Raw genomic sequence first — 19,073 nt, 5'->3', positions numbered from 1 at the left:
CCCTGCTGCAGCGCGATATCTTCCACATCAAGGCAATCAGAATGACCGCCTCGCCGGGGGGCTCGATCATCTACCTCGAGGACGTCACCGTCGACTTCGACGGCTTCAAGGCGCTCAACGGGCTCAACTTCTACATGGACTACAAGGAGCTGCGGGTCGTCATCGGGCCCAACGGGGCCGGCAAGACGACGCTCCTCGACGTCATCTCGGGCAAGGTCCGGCCGAGCGCGGGGCGCGTGATCTTCGGCCGCAACATCGACCTCGTCGGACGGCGGGAAAACGAGATCGCGGGGCTCGGCATCGGGCGAAAGTTCCAGACGCCGTCCGTCTTCGCCAACCTCACGGTGAGGGAGAACCTCGAGCTGGCGCTCGCGCGCTCGAGCAAGGGCGTGTTCCCCACGCTCAAGGCTCGGCTCAGCGGGGAGCAGCGGGAACGGATCGACGCCACCCTCGACAGCATCGGCCTCCTCGGTCAGGCGGGGGACCGGGCCGGTGGGCTTTCCCACGGGGAGAAGCAGTGGCTCGAGATCGGTATGGTCATGGTCCAGGACGCGGAGCTCCTCCTCGTGGACGAGCCCGTCGCCGGCATGACCGACGAGGAGACCGAGAAGACCGGGCGGCTGCTGGAGGGAGTCGCAGAGGAGCGGGCGGTCCTCGTCATCGAGCACGACATGGAGTTCGTTCGCCGGATCGCGCGCACGGTCACGGTGCTTCACGAGGGCGGGGTGCTGTGCGAGGGGCCGGTGGACAAGATCCAGAGTGACGAGCGTGTGATGGAGGTCTACTTGGGCCGGAGCCGCGCCGACGATGCTTGAGGTCTCCCATGCTTGAGATTGGGGGTCTCGACGTCGCCTACGGCGAGAGCCAGGTGCTCTGGGACGTCTCGCTCCACGTGCCCGCGGGCGGGGTCATGTGCCTGATGGGCCGGAACGGCGTCGGCAAGACGACCCTGCTCAAGAGCATCATGGGGCTCCTGCCGGCGCGCTCGGGGCGCATCGTCTTCGACGGCACAGACCTCGCCCGCCTCCGGCCGGAGGAGCGGGCGGCCTGCGGCATCGGCTACGTGCCGCAGGGGCGCGAGATCTTCCCGAACCTCACCGTGGCCGAGAACCTGCGGGTCGGCTTCCTCGGGCGGCCCAAGTCGGCGGGCAACGGCCGGGTCGCGCAGGCCGATATCGAGCAGGTGTTCGACCTGTTCCCGAAGCTCAAGCAGCTACTCTCCCGCAAGGGCGGCGTGCTGTCGGGCGGGGAGCAGCAGCAGCTGGCGATCGCGCGCGTCCTCCTGGCGAGGCCGAAGCTCCTCCTCATGGACGAGCCGACCGAGGGCATCCAGCCGAACGTGATACTCCAGATCGAAGACGCCATCCAGCGCATCAAGGAGCGCGGCATCGCCGTCCTCCTGGTCGAGCAGTACCTCGAGTTCGCCTGGCGTCTGGCCGGCTCCTACGCCATCATGCGCAAGGGCGCCATCGTCGCGAGCGGTTCGACCTCCGAGCTGCGCCACGATGTGGTGAGACAACACCTGACGGTTTGACGTAAGATCATCCGGCCATGCACCTGACACCCCGAGAGCAGGACAAGCTGCTGATCTTCACGGCCGCCGAGGTGGCGCGCAGGCGGCGGGGGCGCGGCCTCAAGCTGAACTACCCCGAGGCGCTGGCCCTCATCACCGCCGAGGTGCTCGAAGGTGTCCGCGACGGAAGGAGCGTGTCCGAGCTCATGGCCTTCGGCATTACCGTCCTCAAGCGGGACGACGTCATGGACGGCGTGCCGGAGATGCTCGAGGAGGTGCAGGTCGAGGGTACCTTCCCCGACGGCACGAAGCTGGTCACGATCCACCATCCCATCCGATAGCGGGGCAGAGATGATCCCAGGCGAGTACATCCTCGGCGACGGCGACATCGAGGCGAATGCGGGCCGGCGCACCGTCCTACTGACGGTGGCGAACACGGGAGACCGGCCCATCCAGGTCGGCTCGCACTTTCACTTCTTCGAGGCCAACCGCGCGCTCCGCTTCGAGCGGGCGAAGGCCTGGGGCATGAGGCTCAACGTGCCCGCTGGCACCGCCGTCAGGTTCGAGCCGGGTGATGAGAAAGCGGTGACGCTCGTGGAGCTGGCCGGCGCGCGGGAGGTCCACGGTCTCAACGCGCTCGCCGACGGCAGGGTGGACGCGGCGCGCCGAGACGCCGCGGTGAAGAAGGCCGCCCAGGCCGGCTTCCAGGGGGCGTGAGGCCATGAGTCTCCGGCTGCCCCGGCGCCAGTACGCGGACCTCTACGGTCCGACCGTGGGTGACCGCGTCAGGCTCGCGGACACGGACATCCTCATCGAGGTCGAAAAGGACTTCACGGTCTACGGCGACGAGATCAAGTTCGGCGGCGGCAAGGTCATCCGCGACGGCATGGGCCAGTCGGCGCGCGCCACCGCCGCGGATGGAGTCCTCGACCTCGTCATCACCAACGCCCTCGTCCTCGACCACTGGGGCATCGTCAAGTGCGACATCGGCGTCCGCGGCGGCCGCATCGTCGGCGTGGGCAAGGCCGGCAACCCCGACATCCAGGCCGGCGTTACGCCCGGCATGATCGTCGGCGCCTCGACGGAGGTCATCGCGGGCGAAGGACGCATCGTCACCGCGGGCGGCATCGACAGCCACATCCACTTCATCTGCCCTCAGCTCGTCGACGAGGCGCTCTCGGCCGGGCTGACGACTCTCATCGGCGGCGGCACGGGCCCCGCGACCGGCACCAACGCCACGACCTGCTCCGCGGGAGCGTGGAACATCCACCGGATGCTCGAAGCCTCGGACGGCCTGCCGATCAACCTGGGCTTCCTCGGGAAGGGGAACGCCTCGAGGCTCGACCCGCTGCGCGAGCAGGTGTCCGCGGGCGCCATCGGGCTCAAGCTCCACGAGGACTGGGGCACGACGCCCGCCGCCATCGACGCCTGCCTCTCCGTGGCCGAGGAGATGGACGTGCAGGTCGCGATACACACGGACACGCTGAACGAGGCAGGCTTCGTCGAGGACTCGATCAAGGCCTTCAAGGGCCGGACCATCCACACGTATCACACGGAAGGCGCAGGAGGCGGGCACGCGCCCGACATCATCAAGGTCTGCGGCGAGCCCAACTGTCTCCCGTCCTCGACCAACCCGACCATGCCGTTCACGGTCAACACCATGGACGAGCATCTCGACATGCTCATGGTATGCCACCACCTCAATCCCAAGATCCCGGAGGACCTGGCCTTCGCGGAGTCCCGGATCCGCGCGGAGACGATCGCCGCGGAGGACGTGCTCCACGACCTGGGCGCGATCAGCATGCTCTCCTCGGACTCGCAGGCCATGGGCCGCATCGCGGAAGTGATCACGCGCACCTGGCAGACGGCGGACAAGATGAAGAAACAGCGCGGGACCCTGCCGGGCGACGGCAGGAACGACAATTTCCGCGCCAAGCGCTACGTCGCCAAGTACACGATCAACCCGGCGATCTCGCACGGCATCGCGCACGAGGTCGGGTCCATCGAGGCGGGCAAGCTGGCCGACCTCGTCATCTGGAAGCCGGCCTTCTTCGGCGTCAAGCCCGAGCTCGTCCTGAAGAGCGGCTTCATCGTGACGGCGGCCATGGGCGATCCCAGCGCCTCGATCCCGACACCCCAGCCGGTGCGCTACCGGCCCATGTTCGCCTCCTACGGCGGCGCGGTGTTCTCGACGTCCATGACCTTCGTGTCCAAGGCAGCGCTCGAGGCCGGCGTGCCGTCGCGGCTCGGCCTGCGGAAGATGGTCTCCGCGGTGAGCCGCTGCCGCGGACTCAAGAAGGCCGACATGGTTAACAACGGCTACTGCCCGAGGATCGAAGTGGACGCGGAGACCTACGAGGTGCGCGCCGACGGCCAGCTCCTGACCTGCGAGCCCGCGCGCGTCCTGCCGATGGCTCAGCGGTACTACCTGTTTTAGTCATGCTGGTGATCACCGAGCCGCACCTGCACGTGGACCCTTCCGCTCTCGAGGGCAAGGAGCGCGACACGCTCTGCCTGACCTGGGAGGAGCGGCGTTGGACGCGGAAGCGTATCGTGACGACCCAGGGCAGGGAGGTGGCGCTGGCGCTGCCGACGGGCTCCCTGCTCCGGCCCGGTGACGTGGTGGCGGTCGAGGCCGACTGGTACCTCGAGGTGGAAGGCAAGCGCGAGCCCATACTGGCCATCACGCCCAAGGACAGAAACGAGGCGATCCGTGTCGCGTTCGACGTCGGCAACCGCCACTTCCCGGTGGCGATATCGGATGACGATCTTCTCGTGCCGGACGACACGGCCATGGAGCAGCTCTTGACCCGGCTCGGCATCGTCTGGAAGCGTCGCGCGGCGGTCTTTGCCCCGCTCGGCGGCGGCCATTCTCACGAGCACGGGACGAGCGCGCTGGACGGCCACACGCACGGACGTGCGTATCATCCGGAACTGGGGGGGAGCGGCGCCGCTCCTCCCCCAGGCCCCCCCACCGCATTGATCATCCGCGACGCGTCCAGCGCTCCTCCCCCAGGCCCCCCCACCGCATTGATCATCCGCGACGCGTCCAGCGCTCCTCCCCCAGGCCCCCCCCCACCGCGCGAGTTGATCCGCCATGACTGAGCGCCGGACCAGGTTGGGGTTGCTGTCATTCCTTCACTTCGCCGACAGCGCCTTTCCGACTGGCGGTTACGCCCATTCCTTCGGCCTCGAGACGTATTGCCAGGCGGGTCTGGTGCGAGGGCGAGAGGACCTCGAGCGCTTTCTCGTCGCCCAGATCGAGGGCTCGGCCGGGCCTTGCGACGCCACCGCGGCCGTGGGAGCGCTGAGGGCCGCGGCGCGGGAAGACCTCCAGGCCTGCCGGGACATCGACGCGACGCTCGAAGCGATGAAGCCGGTGAAGGAGTTCCGGGAGGGCAGCCGGCAAATGGGACGCCAGACGCTCAGGGTGGCGGCGGCGCTGACGGGTGAAGCGCAACTCGTTCGCTACGCCGCCGACGTGGACAAGGGACTCGCCCCGGGGCACCACGCCGTTGCCTATGGTCTCGCCGCTTCGGCGCTGTGCTGGGCGCCCGAGGAGGCGGCGACAGCGTATCTCTACTCGACCACGGCGCTGCTGGTCGGCGCGGCGCTCCGGCTCCTCTCCATGGGCCAGATGGAGGGGCAGCGCGTGCTGTGGGGCCTCCACCCGGTCATTGAGCGCGTGGCGCGCGAGGCCGCGGCGCGCGACGCGGGCGATCTCTGGAGCTTCGCGCCCGGAATCGAGATCGCGGGTATCCGGCACGCCTCGCTCGAGATGAGGCTCTTCCGGTCATGAGTGGGGGCCCCAGGATCCCGCGCCCCTTGCGGATCGGCGTCGGCGGGCCTGTCGGGTCCGGCAAGACGGCCCTCGTCGAATCACTCTGCGTGAGGCTGCGCGACAGCCACGACCTCGCGGTGATCACCAACGACATCTACACACAGGAGGATGCCCAGTTCCTGATCCGGCGCGGCGTCCTGCCGCAGGAGCGGGTGCTGGGTGTCGAGACGGGCGGCTGCCCGCACACGGCGATCCGCGAGGACGCCTCGGTCAACCTCGAGGCGGTCCACCAGCTGCTGGGGCGCTTCCCGGAGCTCGAGATCCTCTTCGTCGAGAGCGGCGGCGACAACTTGGCGGCGACGTTCAGCCCCGAGCTGGTGGACGCAGCGATCTACGTCATCGACGTCGCGGCGGGGGACAAGATCCCGCGGAAAGGCGGCCCCGGCATCACCCGCTCGGACCTGCTCGTCATCAACAAAATCGACCTGGCGCCCTACGTCGGCGCCGATCTCTCCGTGATGGAGCGGGACTCCAAGCGGATGAGGGGAGACCGGCCCTTTGTCTTCACCAATCTCCGGGACGGCACCGGCGCCGGCCGAGTGGTGGACTGGATCCGGCGCGAGCTCCTCTTCGAGTCCTGAGGCGCCGCCGTCCGGCCGCACCGGCCGCGATGGCTTCCTCGGCCTCGCCTTCGAGCTTCATTCAGGGCGCACGGTCCTCACCGGCCGCCGCTTCACGCTGCCGCTCCAGGCGCTCGAGCCCGTGGACCTGGATGGCACGGGCGCCGCGACGCTCTTCCTCCTGAATCCAACCGGCGGCGTGCTGGGCGGCGACCGCCTCGAGACGCGCGTCGAGCTGGGCGCGGGCAGCCGCGTTTGTCTCTCGACGCCGAGCGCCACGCGCGTCTACCGGAGCGCCGGGCTGCCCGCAGTCCAGCGCACGGTCTTTCGGGTAGAAGAGGGGGCCGCGTTGGAGTACGTGCCCGACCACGTGATTCCCTCTCCGGGCGCGCGCCTCATCCAGAGCGTCGAGCTGGCCCTGGCGCCCGGGGCTTCCGCGATCCTCTGCGACGCATGGGCGGCGGGGCGCGCGGCCCGCGGCGAAGCGTGGCGCTTCGACCTGCTCGACAGCGGCACCGTGGCGCGCGACCGGGAGGGGTTGCTCTTCAAAGACCGCGTGGTGCTCAGCGGCGCTCGAGGCTGGGGAGGACTCGGCGCCGCCGAGGGCATGGCGTACACGGCGACGGTCGCGTGCCTCGCGCCCTCGCATGCCGGGCTCGACGAGCTCGCCGCCGACTTGGCCTCTGCTCTCGCCGCCGGCGCGCCCGACGCGAACGCGGGCGTGACGACGCTGGCCCGAGGCGGAGTCGTCGCACGGATCCTCGCGCCGTCGGCCCCTGTCCTCCAGCGCGCCGTCGAGACGTCGTGGGCGACATGCCGCTCGCGACTCTGGCGGTTAGCGCCTCTGGCCCTGCGCAAGATGTAGGCGCTCCTGCTCACGGGTTCGGCACCGATGGGCGAGGGGATGGCCCGCGCCCAATCCAAGTGGCTGATTTCCATGCGTTGCGTCGTTGGCCTCGACCTTGCTCTCTCCTCGAGGCGATGAAAGGATCGGGCATGGAAGGGCAAGCCGCGACGGAAGAGCTCGACCGGCTGCTGGATGCCGTCCTGCCGGCCGTCGTGCGTGATTCGGCGACGTCGGAGGGCGGCCGTCTGTACCGGACCGTCATGGGGCGCGTGGAGATGCCGCTGCTGCGCCTCGCGCTGGAGCTCTCGGCGGGCAACCAGCTCAAGGCAGCGCGCCTGCTTGGGATCAACCGCAATACGCTCCGCAAGCGACTGCGCCTCCTGGGGCTCCTGCCCGGGAGCCACGCGAGCACGCACGGAGCCAAGACCCAGTAGAGCGCGTGCGGCGGCGCCGGGGCGGGGCTGGTAAGATGGCGCCGCCATGTCGAGCCGCGTGCTCATCGTGGAGGACGAGCCGGACATACGCGAGCTCGTCGTCCATCACCTTAAGCGGGAAGGCTATTTGGTGTCCGCCGCCTCCAGCGGGGAGGAGGCGCTCAGGCAGGTTCAGGCTGCGCCACCGGACCTCGTTCTGCTCGACCTCATGATGCCCGCGATGGATGGCCTCGAGGTGTGCCGGCGCCTCCGCCAGGACCCCGCGACCGTTTCGCTGCCCATTGTGATGCTGACGGCCAAGGGCGACGAGATCGACCGGGTGCTCGGGCTCGAGATCGGCGCCGACGACTACATCGTCAAGCCCTTCTCGCCCAAGGAGCTGCTGGCGAGGGTCAGGGCCGTGCTGCGCCGGAGCCGGCCCGCTTCCGGTGCGGCACCCTTGAGGCTTGGAGCGCTGGTAGTAGATCTCGGAACCCACACGGCGTCCGTGGGGGGCGAGGCGCTGGCGCTCACGCCCAAGGAGTTCGATCTCCTCCGCGCGCTGCTCGAGGCGCGCGGGCGAGTCCTCTCCCGCGAGTTTCTGCTCGACCGCGTCTGGGGCTACTCGCGCGCGAGCGAGATCGAGTCGCGGACGGTGGACGTCCACGTCCGCCGCCTGCGCGTCAAGCTCGGTCCCGAGGGGCGGCGGATCCTCACGGTCAAGAGCGTCGGCTACCGCCTGGACCCCGCCGCCTGATGCTTCGCCGCGCCGTCCACCTGCTCCGCAGCCGCATCGCGCTCAAGCTCACGCTGACGCTCGTCGCCTTCGTGGCGGTCAGCACGCTGGTAGCGGGGCTGTACCTCTCCCGCGGCCTCGAGCACGTGGCCGTCGAGTCTGTGGAGGCGCGGCTCGGCACGGCGGTGCGGGTGCTCCACGACGAGGCGCGTGCGGCGCTTGGAGTGAACGCCCAGGCCTTCGCCGAGCGGGTGGCACGGCCGGCGCTCGCGCGCGTCACGCTGATCGCCCCCGACGGGCGCGTCCTCGCCGACTCCGAGCGGACCCCGGAAGGCGTGGCCTCCATGGAGAATCACGCGGGCCGGCCCGAGGTCCGCGCGGCGCTCGCGGGCGATCTTGGCCGCGATGTCCGGCGCTCGACCACGCTCGGGGCGCCGCTGATCTATGTCGCCGCCCCGGTGACCAGCGCCGGGCGGATCGTCGCCGTGCTCCGGCTCGCCGCGCCGGTCGAAGCCGCGACACCCGCCTACGAATCCCTGCGCGCCGTGATGCTGACGGGCGGTGGGATCGCGCTCGTGATGGCGCTCGGCATCGGGCTGTTCGTGGCAGGCCGCGTGACGCGGCCCGTCGTCGAGATGCAGGACGTGGCGCGCCAGATGAGCGAGGGCAACTTCGAGGTGCGCGCGTCCATCCGCTCGCCTGACGAGATCGGGACGCTCGGCCGCTCGCTCAACGTCATGGCCGGGCGCCTCAGGGAGAAGATCGGCGATCTCGAGCGCGAGCAGGCAAAGGCGACCGCGGTTCTCGACGCCATGGTCGAAGGCGTCATCGCCACCGACGGCCACGACCACATCATCCTCATCAACGAGCGGGCACGCGTTCTTTTCGACTTGGGCCGGGCCCGCGCCGAGCGGCTGCCGCTCCTCGAAGTGATCCGGAACGTGGACCTCCACGACGTGCTGGGCGAGGGCCGCTTGGCCGCGGACGGCACGGTCGTGAGCCGGGAGATCAAGCTCTCGGAACCCTCGGAGCGCGTGCTCCAGGTCCACGCGGTGCCGCTCCGCTTCACGGGTGAGGCGCGGGGCGTCGTGATGGTCCTGCACGACATCACCGAGCTGCGTCGCCTCGAGCAGGTCCGCACCGAATTCGTCGCCAACGTCTCCCACGAGATCCGCACTCCACTCACCGCCATCCACGGCTACCTGGAGACCCTGCTCGACGGCGCCCTCGAGGAGCCGGAGAACGCGCGGAAATTCCTCGAGATCGTCTTCCGGCACACCGAGCGGCTCGGACGACTGACGGACGACTTGACGGACCTGTCGAACATCGAGCTCGGCCGGATCTCCCTTCGCCTCGCGCCCACAGCGGTGGCCGAGGTCGCCGACTCGGTCCTGGCGATCATCGCGCTGCGCGCGGCGGCGGGACAGGTAACTGTGGAGGCAAAGCTGCCGGCTGACCTGCCGGACGTGGTGGCGGACCGCGATCGGCTGGCGCAGATTCTCATCAACCTCGTGGACAACGCCGTCAAGTACACGCCCAAGGGCGGGCGCGTGTGGCTGGAAGGGTGCGTGCGGGAGCCGGGTGTCGTCGAGGTGGCGGTGTGCGACAGCGGCGCCGGCATTCCGAAGGCGGACCTGCCGAGGCTGACGGAGCGCTTTTACCGCGTTGACAAGGCCCGCTCCCGCGAGCTCGGCGGGACGGGGCTGGGTCTGGCCATCGTCAAGCACCTTGTGCTGGCCCACGGGGGCGAGCTCACCATCGAGAGCGAGCTCTGGAAGGGCACGACGGTCCGCTTCACCCTCCCGGCCGCTCTCCCCCCGACAACTTGAACAAGACTGCCCCCGGGAGGCCGGGGGCAGCGTCGTGAAGGGACCGCCGGCTAGCCGGTCATCTCGCGGGACGTCAGCCGGTAGCGGACGGAATCGGCGTCGAGGCTGTCCCGGCGCTCATTGGCCGTCTCGGCCTGCGGGTACATGAAGAAGGGGAGAGCGTCGCCGGTCGAGTTCGGCAGCTTGAGGTCGGCCGCGTAGTTGTACGCAAGCCAGTTCATCTCGAAGCCGCCGAACAGCTTGACGCGCGCCTTCTGCACCTTCGGGTCCGTCAGCGGGGTCCCGCCGTTCTCTTCGAGCACGAGCTTGCGCACGTCGGCGGGGTCTACCGGCACCCAGCCGTAGCTCGCGGCGTAGAACTCCGCCCGGCAGTGCTGCGCCTTGGTGATGTCGCCGCTCTTGCCGAGACTCTTGTACTCGACCGAGTCCGCCACGCGGACTCCGTAGATGTCGCGCGCGGGGACGCCGACCGAGCGGGCCATGCCGACGAAGAGCGCGTTGAGGTCGGCGCACTTCCCGCCGAGGTTGCCCGTCTCGAGGAGCACCTTGATGTCGCCGAGACCGCAGCCGCGCACCTTGGGGTCGCGGAAGGTATTGTCGACGATCCACTCATAGAGCGCCTTGGCCTTCTCGACATCGGTGCCGGAGTTCTTGGAGATCTCACGCGCCGTCTTCCGCACGATGCCGTCGGTCGTGATGAATTTCGTGCCCGAGAGGTACTTCTGGAGCGTCGCCTTGTCTTCGGGAGCGGGATTGCCCGGCGCGCTCCAATCCACGGCGCGGTCGCGCGTGGCGAAGCGTGTCACGACCTCGGCCACCGGCGCGGCCTCTCCCGCGGGCCACTCAGCAAAGAAGATTCCCGCGCCGTACTTCTCGTCGCGATACACGCGCATGGTGGCCGCGTTGCCGATCCAGCTCTGCCCCAGGCTCTTCTGGTAGTCGGTGTCCGGCATAAGGGGCATGGGCACCCACGCGCGCGTGACGCCGGACGGCTTGATGACCTCGACCTTGCTCGTGACCTCGAAGGTGCGCCACTTGGCTTGGCCCGAAGGCTCGGCGGCGATGGCGCTGAGCGGCAGTCTCAGCCCCGCGGCCGCCGCGGTCGACACGCCGATCCCGGTTCTCAGGAATGTCCGTCTGTCCATGAAGTCCTCCCTGTGTCGGCCCGCCGAGGATCGGAGGGCACGATCGAATCGTAAAGGTGAACCGCGAGGAGTCAAATCGGATGTTCCGATGATCCCCTAGGCTGGCTATTGCCTGAATCGATGCGAGATAGGGTCGGGTTCGGCCGGAACGATCGAGGAGCTCGTCGTGCGGCCGGAGGTGCGGGATCGGGGGTTCGGGGAACGGATGCTCCAGTACGCCAAGGCGGCCGATCTCGAGATCGCCCGCCACCGCTCCAGGGAGCCCAAGGCGGGCCGCGTCTTCGGCGGGAATTAACACAAACGTAACATGCCGGCTATGCGGCTGAAACATCGACGCTGGAAGATGAGACCGAACCTACTGACAAAGGAGACGTGATGACAAAGCAGATGGTGGTGGCGGTGGCCGTGGCGGCCGCCGTGCTCGGCTCGGGCATCGTGGCTGCCCGGGGGCAAGTCCAGCTGGATCCGGGACTTCAGCCGTACAAGACCGTCAGCGGCGTCTCCGGCAATCTCTCGAGCGTCGGCTCTGACACCCTCAACAATCTCATGACCCACTGGGCGGAAACCTTCAGTCGCTTCTATCCGAACGCCAAGGTCCAGATCGAGGGCAAGGGCTCTTCGACGGCGCCGCCCGCGCTCATCGCCGGCACCGCCCAGCTCGGGCCCATGTCGCGGGAGATGAAAGGCACCGAGATCGACCAATTCGAGAAGAAGTTCGGCTACAAGCCGATCCCGATCCGCACGTCTGTAGACGCCCTCGCCGTGTTCGTCAACAAGGACAACCCGATCAAGTGCCTGAGCATGAGCCAGGTAGACGCGCTCTTCTCGAAGTCGCGCCGCGTTGGCGCCAAGGAAGACGTCACCACGTGGGGGCAGCTCGGGCTCGCGGGTGAGTGGGCGAACAAGCCGATCAGCCTCTACGGCCGCAACTCGGCCTCGGGCACCTACGGCTTCTTCAAAGAGCACGTGATGAAGAACGGAGACTACAAGGACACCGTGAAGGAGCAGCCGGGCTCGGCCGCCGTCGTGCAGGGTGTGACCGTCGACCGCTACGCCGCCGGCTACAGCGGCATCGGCTACGCCACGGCGGGGGTGCGCGCCGTGCCGCTGTCGGAGAAGGACGGCGGCAAGTGCGTCGAGGCCGCGGCGGAGAATGCCTATTCCGGCGCCTACCCGATGGCGCGCTTCCTCTTCGTCTACATCAACAAGGCGCCGGGGAAAGCCCTCGATCCGCTCACCCGTGAGTTCGTGAAGGTGATCGTGTCAAGAGAAGGCCAGGAGGGCGTCATCAAGGACGGCTACTTCCCGATCCCGGCCTCCGTCGCCAAGGAAGAGCTGTCGAAGATCCAGTAGTGGCCATCAACACCGAGAGCCTTAGCGCGGGCGGGCCGGAGACGCCGGCCCGCCCGCTCGTCGTCAGCCGCGCGCGGACCGGGCGGCGTATCCTGACGGATCGCTGGGCTTCGCGGCTCGTGGTCGTGGGCGGCATCATCATCATCGCCTGCATCCTCGCCATCCTCTTCGTCATCGCCGTGGAGGTGTATCCGCTCTTCAAGCCGCCGACCACGACCTTCGTCGGGAGCTACGGAACAGCGGCTGCGGGACGCGGGCCGGCACCGGGCGACGCGATCGGGGTCGACGAGTACCGGGAAATCGCGTACACCCTCACATCCCGCGGCAGCCTCGAGTTCGCCCCACTCAAGGGGGGCCGGGACATCCCCGCCATCGCCGTGCCCGGCTTGGGCAGCGCGACGGTCACCTCCGTGGCCTCGCTCGGCAAGACGCGGCTCGTCCTCGGCACCTCCGACGGCCGGGCCATCCCGCTCGACGTGAGGTTCGACGTCACGTTCAGGGACGGCAAGCGCACCGTGGCGGCCGCGCCCGCCTTCGGGGAGCCGGCGGTGCTCGATCCGCAGAAGCGCCATGCAGTGCGCCGGCTCGCCGCGGCCGGCACGGATGCCGGCGGCGTGACGGTGGCGCAGGTTGGCCCTGCCGACCTCGTCATCCAGAGCGTCGTCGAGAAGAAGGCGTTGATCGGCGGCACGCGCCGTGAAGAGTCGCTGGCATCGTTCGCCCCGGAGCTGTCGGGCGAGATCACGGCGCTCAAGCTCGACAGCCGCGCCGAGGAGCTCTTCATCGGCACATCGCAGGGCCAAGTGCTGCGCTACGGCTTGAAGGATCCTGCATCGCCCAAGCTGGTTGAGGTCGTGGCCGTGGCGAGCAAGCCCGGCGTTCCCGTCACGGTCCTGGGATTCCTGCTCGGTGATCGGACGCTGGTCGTCGGCGACCAGGCCGGTGGTGTCAGCAGCTGGCAGGTCGTGCCGCCGCCCGGCGGCGGCGAGAAGCGGCTGACGCGGACCCACGAGTTCACCGCCCACGCCGCGCCGGTCGTAGCCATGACCGCCTCGAAGCGGGACAAGGGCTTTGCCACGGCCGACGGCTCGGGCAGCGTCCATGTCAGCTACGGCACCTCGGGCCAGACTCTGCTGTCTTTCAAGGCCGAGCGCCCGGGTCTGGAGGCGCTCGTCTTCGCGCCGAAGACCGACGCCCTGCTGGCCGAGGACGGGCAGGGCGTCATCGCCCTGTGGCAGGTGGACAACCCGCACCCTGAGACCACGCTCAAGACGCTCTTTGGCAAGGTCTGGTACGAGGGCTACTCCCAACCGACTTGGGTTTGGCAATCCACGGGGGGCACCGACGACTTCGAGTCGAAGATGAGCCTGACCCCGCTGATCTTCGGCACGATCAAGGGGACGCTCTACGCGCTGCTCTTCGCCGTGCCCATGGCCCTCCTGGCCGCTCTCTACGTGAGCGAGTTCATGCACCCGTCGGTGAAGGCCTACGTCAAGCCCGTGGTCGAGATCATGGCGGCGCTCCCGAGCGTGGTGCTGGGATTCCTGGCGGGGCTCTGGCTCGCCCCCGTTTTGGAGCCTATCGTACCCGGGCTCTTCCTCGTCCCACTCGTCCTGCCGGTCGTGATTCTGGCCGCCTACGCTCTCTGGCGCCTGGTGCCGCTCAGCATCCGGGGCGGATTCAAGACGGGGACGGAGGCCTTCCTTCTCGTCCCCGTGGTGCTGGCCGGCATCTGGATCGCCCTCGGGCTGGGCGGCCTCGTCGAGAGCACGCTGATGCAGGGCAACTACCGGGGATGGGTCCTGACGGCGCTGGGTCTCACCTATGACCAGCGGAACTCGCTCGTCGTCGGGATCGCGATGGGCTTCGCCGTGATCCCGATCATCTTCACGATCGCCGAGGACTCGCTCGCCAATGTGCCCGGGCATCTCCGGGCGGGGTCGCTGGCCCTCGGCGCCACCCGATGGCAGACGGCGCTCAGGATCGTGCTGCCGACCGGCAGCCCGGGCATCTTCTCGGCAATCATGATCGGCCTAGGGCGGGCGGTCGGCGAGACCATGATCGTCCTGATGGCGACCGGGAATACCCCCATCATGGATTGGAACATGTTCAGCGGCTTCCGGGCGATGTCGGCAAACATCGCCGTGGAGCTGCCCGAGGCGCCAGACGGCGGGACCCTCTACCGCGTGCTGTTCCTCTCGGCTTTGGTGCTCTTCTTCATGACCTTCGTGCTCAACACGGCGGCGGAGCTGATCCGGCTGAAGCTTCGCAGGAAGTACCGGTACCTATGAGCGTGCGCCAAAAGAGCTTTTGGAGCACGGGCGAGCCCTTCATCTGGCTGACCGGAGGTGCTCTTACTCTAGCCCTGCTGCTCGTCGTTGGGCTGATCACCCTGATCGTGTGGAATGGCATGGGCTTCTTTTGGCCCAAGGATGTCACGCGACTGACCCTCTCCGACGGCTCGGTTATGACGGGTCAGATCGTGGAGCGCGAGCCCGTGCCCGGGAAGCGGAACGAGTACCGCATCAAGGTGAAGGTGGCCAACCGCGATCTCTACGGCGCCGACTTTCAGTGGGTGGACGAGTCCCGCATCGCCAGGCGCGACCGCCCCGCGGACGTGGCCGTGATCGAGAGGACGGAGTGGGGGCTCCTGATCGGCAGCCTCAAGGAAGTGCGGGATGGGGGCAAGGCGATCGCCGTGGGCGGGGCGGGCTCCTGGGCCGAGGTCCAGAAGCGCATGGACGAGACGGAGCGGGTGCGGCGACAGATCCGGGCCATCGAGAAGGTCGAGATCGGCGCGATCAACGCCAGGCAGGAAGCACTGCGCCTCAAACTCAAGGGGCTCGAGCTCAAGGGCATCACGTTCGGCCCGCAGGTCGAGACGCTCCAGAAGCAGCTGGCGCCGCTTCAGGAAAGGTACCAGGCGCACACGGCGCGTCTGGCGGAGCTGCGGAAGGGCCAGACGCTCACTCTTGTCGTTGCGGCCGACGGCAGCAAAGAGAAGGACATCCCTCTCGCGCAGGTGCTCGACGTCCGGTTCCCGAACGCGATGGGGCTCTTCGCCAAGTGCGCCTTCTACGCAGCCCACGTCTGGGAGTTCGTGTCGGGTGAGCCTCGCGAGGCGAACACGGAGGGCGGGGTGTTCCCTGCGATCTTCGGCACCATCCTGATGGTGATCCTGATGAGCATCGTGGTGACGCCGCTCGGCGTGCTGGCGGCCTTCTACCTGCGCGAGTACGCCCGGCAGGGGCCCTTCGTGTCCGCCGTGCGCATCGCCGTCAACAACCTGGCCGGCGTGCCGTCCATCGTCTTCGGCGTCTTCGGCCTGGGCTTCTTCATCTACGGTGTCGGCGGCACCATCGACCGGCTCTTCTTCGCCGAAGCGCTGCCGACGCCGACGTTCGGGACCGGCGGCATCCTCTGGGCCTCGCTCACGCTGGCGCTGCTGACGGTGCCGGTCGTGATCGTCGCCACGGAGGAGGGGCTGGCCGCGATCCCGGGCGGGATGCGCGAGGCGTCGCTGGCGCTCTCCGCGACCAAGCTCGAGACCACGCTGCGGGTCGTGCTGCCCGCCGTCATGCCGTCGATCCTGACGGGGCTGATCCTGGCCATGGCCCGGGCTGCCGGGGAGGTCGCCCCACTCATGATCACCGGCGTGGTCAAGCTCGCGCCGTCGCTGCCCATCGACGGGCAGTGGCCGTTCTTCCACTTCGAGCGGAAGTTCATGCACCTGGGCTTCCAGATCTACGACACGGGCTTCCAGTCCCCGAACGTCGACGCGGCGCGCCCGATGGTGTTCGCGACGACGCTGCTGCTCCTGCTTATCGTCGTGTTCCTGAACCTGTTCGCGATCGCGACCCGCAACCGGCTCCGCCGCAAGTACGCGACGTCCGCAGTCTAGAATGGGACCACAAGGAGGAGTCATGGCCGGACCTGTCAGCGTCACCGGAGGGCTTCACGCGCCGACCTCGGAAGGGGCCATCATGGAGACCCCGATGGTCGAGATCGAGCAGCTCAACCTCTGGTATGGACTGAAGCAGGCGCTCACGGACGTCACGATGTCCATGCCGAAGCACCGGATCACGGCCTACATCGGACCGTCCGGCTGCGGCAAGTCCACGCTGCTCCGGTGCCTCAACCGGATGAACGACCTCGTGGACGGGGTCAGGATCACCGGCAGCATCCGGATCGGCGGCACGGACATCCACGACCCCGGCCAGGACGTGACGGAGCTGCGCAAGCGCGTGGGCATGGTCTTCCAGAAGTCGAACCCGTTCCCGAAGTCCATCTTCGAGAACGTTGCCTACGGGCCCCGGATCCTCGGGGTGACGAACCGGTCCGATCTCGAAGGGATCGTGGAGCGGAGCCTGCGGGCGGCCGCGCTGTGGGACGAGGTGGACGACCGGCTCCAGGAGTCTGCGCTCGGACTGTCCGGCGGCCAGCAGCAGCGGCTCTGCATCGCGCGGGCCATCGCCGTGGAGCCGGACGTGCTCCTGATGGACGAGCCCTGCTCGGCCCTCGACCCCATCGCCACGGCCAGGATCGAGGAGCTCATGCTCGAGCTCAAAAACAGCTACACCATCGTGATCGTGACGCACAACATGCAGCAGGCGGCCCGCGTGAGCGACTACACGGGTTTCATGCTGTTGGGGGAGCTGGTGGAGTTCGGTGCCACGCGGGAGCTGTTCACCAACCCCCGCGACAAGAAGACGGAGGACTACATCACCGGCCGGTTCGGATAGGCCCGGGAGACTGCCATGCAACGGCATTTCCACGAAGAGCTCGAGGCCCTCAAGCAGACGCTGCTGGTCATGGGCGGCCTGGTCGAGGACCAGATCCGCCGCGTGATGCGGGCGCTCATCGAGAGGAACGACGCGCTGGCCCAGGAGGTCATCGAGCGCGACCAGCAGGTCAACGCCTACGATGTCGAGGTGGACGAGACCTGCGTCGGTCTGCTGGCCCTGCACCAGCCGGCGGCGGGGGACCTGCGCTTCATCACGACGGCGATGAAGATCGTCACCGACCTCGAGCGGATGGGCGACCAGGCCGTGAACATCGCCCAGCGGGTGCTGGAGCTGAACCGCGAGCCGCAGCTCAAGCCGTACATCGACCTGCCGCGGATGGCTTCGATCGCCCAGCGGATGGTCAAGGAGAGCCTCGACGCCTTCGTCGCGCGGGACACCGAGCTGGCCCGCAAGGTCTGTGCCGAGGACGCGGAGGTGGATGCCCTCAAGGAGCAGATCTTCCGCGAGCTCTTGACCTTCATGATGGAGGACGCGCGGACGATCCCGAGGGCGATCCGGTTGATCCTGATCTCGCGCTTCATCGAGCGGGTGGCGGACCACGCGACCAACGTCGCCGAGATGGTGATCTACCTCGTGGACGCGAAGATGGTCCGCCACACGCTCGGCTGATGCCCTGGGTGTATGCTGGCCACATGAGCGCAGAACGGCGCTACCAGCTCCAGGACGAGGATGCCAACCGCCAGATCGACGCGCTCCTCGAGCGCCTGCGCGTGCCGGGCGGGACGTGGCGCTATCAGGCGGAGATGCTCACCACCGCGCTCAAGATGTTCGAGGACGGAGCGCAGGTCGCCGACCTCAAGATCGCCAACTCCGCGCTGAAGGAGCTTCGCTACGGTTTCAAGGTCTTCGCGCCGTATCGGAGCGTCCCCAAGGTCACGGTCTTCGGCTCGGCCCGCACCCCCGCCGACCACCCCGTGTCCCAGCAGGCTCGGGGCTTCGGGAAGCGGATGACAGAATCGGGATGGATGGTCATCACCGGAGCCGGGAGCGGGGTCATGGGCGCCGCCCAGGAGGGCGCGGGGCGCGAGCGGTCGTTTGGCATGAATATCCGCCTGCCATTCGAGCAGGATGCCAACCCCTGGATAGCGGACGACCCCAAGCTCATATCCTTTAAGTACTTTTTCACCCGCAAGCTCTTCCTGGTCCGGGAGGCTTGGGCCATGGCCTTCTTCCCCGGCGGCTTCGGCACCGGCGACGAGATGTTCGAGACGCTGACCCTGATTCAGACGGGCAAGGCCGGGATCGTCCCCGTGGTCCTGGTGGACGCTCCCGGTGGGTGCTTCTGGCGCCGCTGGGTGGAGTTCGTGCGGGAGCAGATGGTGGAGACGGGAATGATCTCGGCCGAAGATATGGGCCTCTTTCGCGTCGTCGACAGCGTGGAAGAGGCGGCGGGGGAGATCGAGGGGTTCTACAGGGTCTTTCACTCCCACCGCTACGTGGGCGAGAACCTCGTCATCCGCCTGCGCCACGCGCTGCCGCCGGCGGTCGTGGCGGAGATCTCGCTGCGCTTCTCGGACATCCTGAAGGGGCCCGCGGACCAGGTTCCGCAAGCCCTGGAAAGCGAGCGAGGCGAGTTCCAGGATCTGCCGCGTCTCGTTCTGCCGTTCAACCGCAGCGGCTTCTCCCGCCTTCGCCAGCTGATCGATTTCATCAACGCAGACGGCCGATAAGGGCCCATCTGCTTCGTTGGTGCCCTCGGCCGCGCGCTCAACGTAGAGAGACTACGCCTCGCGTGCGGCGGTCGGGCACCGCCTCGCATCTGGACCCTTCTCGGCCGTCTGCGCCGTTTCTAGCCTGAAGTTCCCCCCTTGCACTGAATCGTCGTAGTTACGCATTCCCCTGTTTTTGCGAGGAGTTTCCGTCGGTTGGGGATTGTTTTTGGTGCTGGAGTGTAGTCACTAATAATGTTGACACTAACGCCGTTTGTTGGTATAGTACGTCCTATGCCAACTAGGAATGGCCCTGCCCATGTAGTTACCACACGACGCGCCTACAAGGGCAAGCTGTACGAGACCCATCTGCTGCGCCGCA

20 protein-coding genes are annotated in these 19,073 nt (G+C 68.1%); 19 read left to right on the top strand and 1 reads right to left on the bottom strand.

All coding sequences use genetic code 11. From position 1 onward, the window contains the following. Positions 1–41: 41 nt before the first annotated feature. The 12 genes from urtD (at position 42) to Q7W02_03295 (ending at position 9,739) form a co-directional block, all read left to right on the top strand. Positions 42–815: an urea ABC transporter ATP-binding protein UrtD gene (gene urtD / locus Q7W02_03350; protein ID MDO8475228.1), complete on the top strand. Its 774-nt coding sequence runs from the start codon at positions 42–44 to the stop codon at positions 813–815. An 8-nt stretch (positions 816–823) separates the two neighbouring features. Further along, positions 824–1,534, top strand: a complete 711-nt coding sequence (gene urtE / locus Q7W02_03345; protein MDO8475227.1) for an urea ABC transporter ATP-binding subunit UrtE — start codon at positions 824–826, stop codon at positions 1,532–1,534. 17 nt (positions 1,535–1,551) lie between these two features. Further along, the gene (locus Q7W02_03340) at positions 1,552–1,854 is read left to right on the top strand and encodes an urease subunit gamma (protein MDO8475226.1); all 303 of its coding nucleotides are present in this window, start codon (positions 1,552–1,554) and stop codon (positions 1,852–1,854) included. Positions 1,855–1,864: 10 nt separating this feature from the next. Then, complete coding sequence (locus Q7W02_03335) at positions 1,865–2,230, top strand: urease subunit beta (GenBank protein MDO8475225.1); 366 nt, start codon at positions 1,865–1,867, stop codon at positions 2,228–2,230. 4 nt (positions 2,231–2,234) lie between these two features. Further along, positions 2,235–3,950: an urease subunit alpha gene (ureC, locus tag Q7W02_03330; GenBank protein MDO8475224.1), complete on the top strand. Its 1,716-nt coding sequence runs from the start codon at positions 2,235–2,237 to the stop codon at positions 3,948–3,950. A gap of 2 nt (positions 3,951–3,952) precedes the next feature. Beyond that, complete coding sequence (locus Q7W02_03325) at positions 3,953–4,618, top strand: urease accessory protein UreE (protein ID MDO8475223.1); 666 nt, start codon at positions 3,953–3,955, stop codon at positions 4,616–4,618. 112 nt (positions 4,619–4,730) lie between these two features. Then, entirely contained in the window at positions 4,731–5,312 is a 582-nt protein-coding gene (locus Q7W02_03320; GenBank protein ID MDO8475222.1) for an urease accessory UreF family protein, read from the top strand. After that, the gene (gene ureG, locus Q7W02_03315) at positions 5,309–5,935 is read left to right on the top strand and encodes an urease accessory protein UreG (GenBank protein ID MDO8475221.1); all 627 of its coding nucleotides are present in this window, start codon (positions 5,309–5,311) and stop codon (positions 5,933–5,935) included. Before Q7W02_03320 ends, ureG begins: the two co-directional genes overlap by 4 nt. Next, positions 5,853–6,779 carry an urease accessory protein UreD gene (locus Q7W02_03310; GenBank protein MDO8475220.1) on the top strand — a complete coding sequence of 309 codons (927 nt, stop codon included), beginning with the start codon at positions 5,853–5,855 and terminating at the stop codon, positions 6,777–6,779. The genes ureG and Q7W02_03310 overlap by 83 nt, the downstream gene beginning before the upstream one ends. 131 nt (positions 6,780–6,910) lie before the next feature. Continuing rightward, the gene (locus Q7W02_03305) at positions 6,911–7,195 is read left to right on the top strand and encodes a helix-turn-helix domain-containing protein (GenBank protein ID MDO8475219.1); all 285 of its coding nucleotides are present in this window, start codon (positions 6,911–6,913) and stop codon (positions 7,193–7,195) included. Between the two features lie 46 nt (positions 7,196–7,241). Then, on the top strand, positions 7,242–7,931 hold the full coding sequence (locus Q7W02_03300; GenBank protein MDO8475218.1) for a response regulator: 690 nt from the start codon (positions 7,242–7,244) through the stop codon (positions 7,929–7,931). Further along, a complete protein-coding gene (locus Q7W02_03295; protein ID MDO8475217.1) occupies positions 7,931–9,739 on the top strand; it encodes an ATP-binding protein in 1,809 nt (602 codons plus the stop codon). Before Q7W02_03300 ends, Q7W02_03295 begins: the two co-directional genes overlap by 1 nt. A 50-nt stretch (positions 9,740–9,789) precedes the next feature. Here the strand turns inward: Q7W02_03295 and Q7W02_03290 are convergent, their stop codons facing one another. Continuing rightward, positions 9,790–10,884: a transglutaminase domain-containing protein gene (locus Q7W02_03290; protein ID MDO8475216.1), complete on the bottom strand. Its 1,095-nt coding sequence runs from the start codon at positions 10,882–10,884 to the stop codon at positions 9,790–9,792. 166 nt (positions 10,885–11,050) lie between these two features. Here Q7W02_03290 and Q7W02_03285 point away from each other — a divergent pair, with 166 nt between their 5' ends. From Q7W02_03285 to Q7W02_03255, 7 genes are all read left to right on the top strand, one after another. Next, the gene (locus Q7W02_03285) at positions 11,051–11,179 is read left to right on the top strand and encodes a hypothetical protein (GenBank protein MDO8475215.1); all 129 of its coding nucleotides are present in this window, start codon (positions 11,051–11,053) and stop codon (positions 11,177–11,179) included. Between the two features lie 80 nt (positions 11,180–11,259). Further along, positions 11,260–12,237, top strand: coding sequence for a phosphate ABC transporter substrate-binding protein PstS family protein (locus Q7W02_03280; protein ID MDO8475214.1), 978 nt, complete (start codon positions 11,260–11,262; stop codon positions 12,235–12,237). Further along, the gene (locus Q7W02_03275) at positions 12,237–14,528 is read left to right on the top strand and encodes an ABC transporter permease subunit (GenBank protein ID MDO8475213.1); all 2,292 of its coding nucleotides are present in this window, start codon (positions 12,237–12,239) and stop codon (positions 14,526–14,528) included. Before Q7W02_03280 ends, Q7W02_03275 begins: the two co-directional genes overlap by 1 nt. A gap of 2 nt (positions 14,529–14,530) precedes the next feature. Further along, positions 14,531–16,138 (top strand): phosphate ABC transporter permease PstA, encoded by a 1,608-nt coding sequence (gene pstA / locus Q7W02_03270; GenBank protein MDO8475212.1) that lies wholly within the window; start codon positions 14,531–14,533, stop codon positions 16,136–16,138. Between the two features lie 82 nt (positions 16,139–16,220). Further along, positions 16,221–16,979, top strand: a complete 759-nt coding sequence (gene pstB / locus Q7W02_03265; protein ID MDO8475211.1) for a phosphate ABC transporter ATP-binding protein PstB — start codon at positions 16,221–16,223, stop codon at positions 16,977–16,979. A gap of 15 nt (positions 16,980–16,994) precedes the next feature. Then, a complete protein-coding gene (gene phoU, locus Q7W02_03260) occupies positions 16,995–17,651 on the top strand; it encodes a phosphate signaling complex protein PhoU (GenBank protein ID MDO8475210.1) in 657 nt (218 codons plus the stop codon). Positions 17,652–17,674: 23 nt separating this feature from the next. Then, positions 17,675–18,712: a TIGR00730 family Rossman fold protein gene (locus Q7W02_03255; GenBank protein ID MDO8475209.1), complete on the top strand. Its 1,038-nt coding sequence runs from the start codon at positions 17,675–17,677 to the stop codon at positions 18,710–18,712. Positions 18,713–19,073: the final 361 nt, after the last annotated feature.

This window comes from Candidatus Rokuibacteriota bacterium (assembly GCA_030647435.1).
Classification (GTDB): domain Bacteria; phylum Methylomirabilota; class Methylomirabilia; order Rokubacteriales; family CSP1-6; genus AR37.
The sequence above is the reverse complement of the archived record's forward strand: the minus strand, read 5'-3'. Positions and strand labels throughout refer to the sequence as shown.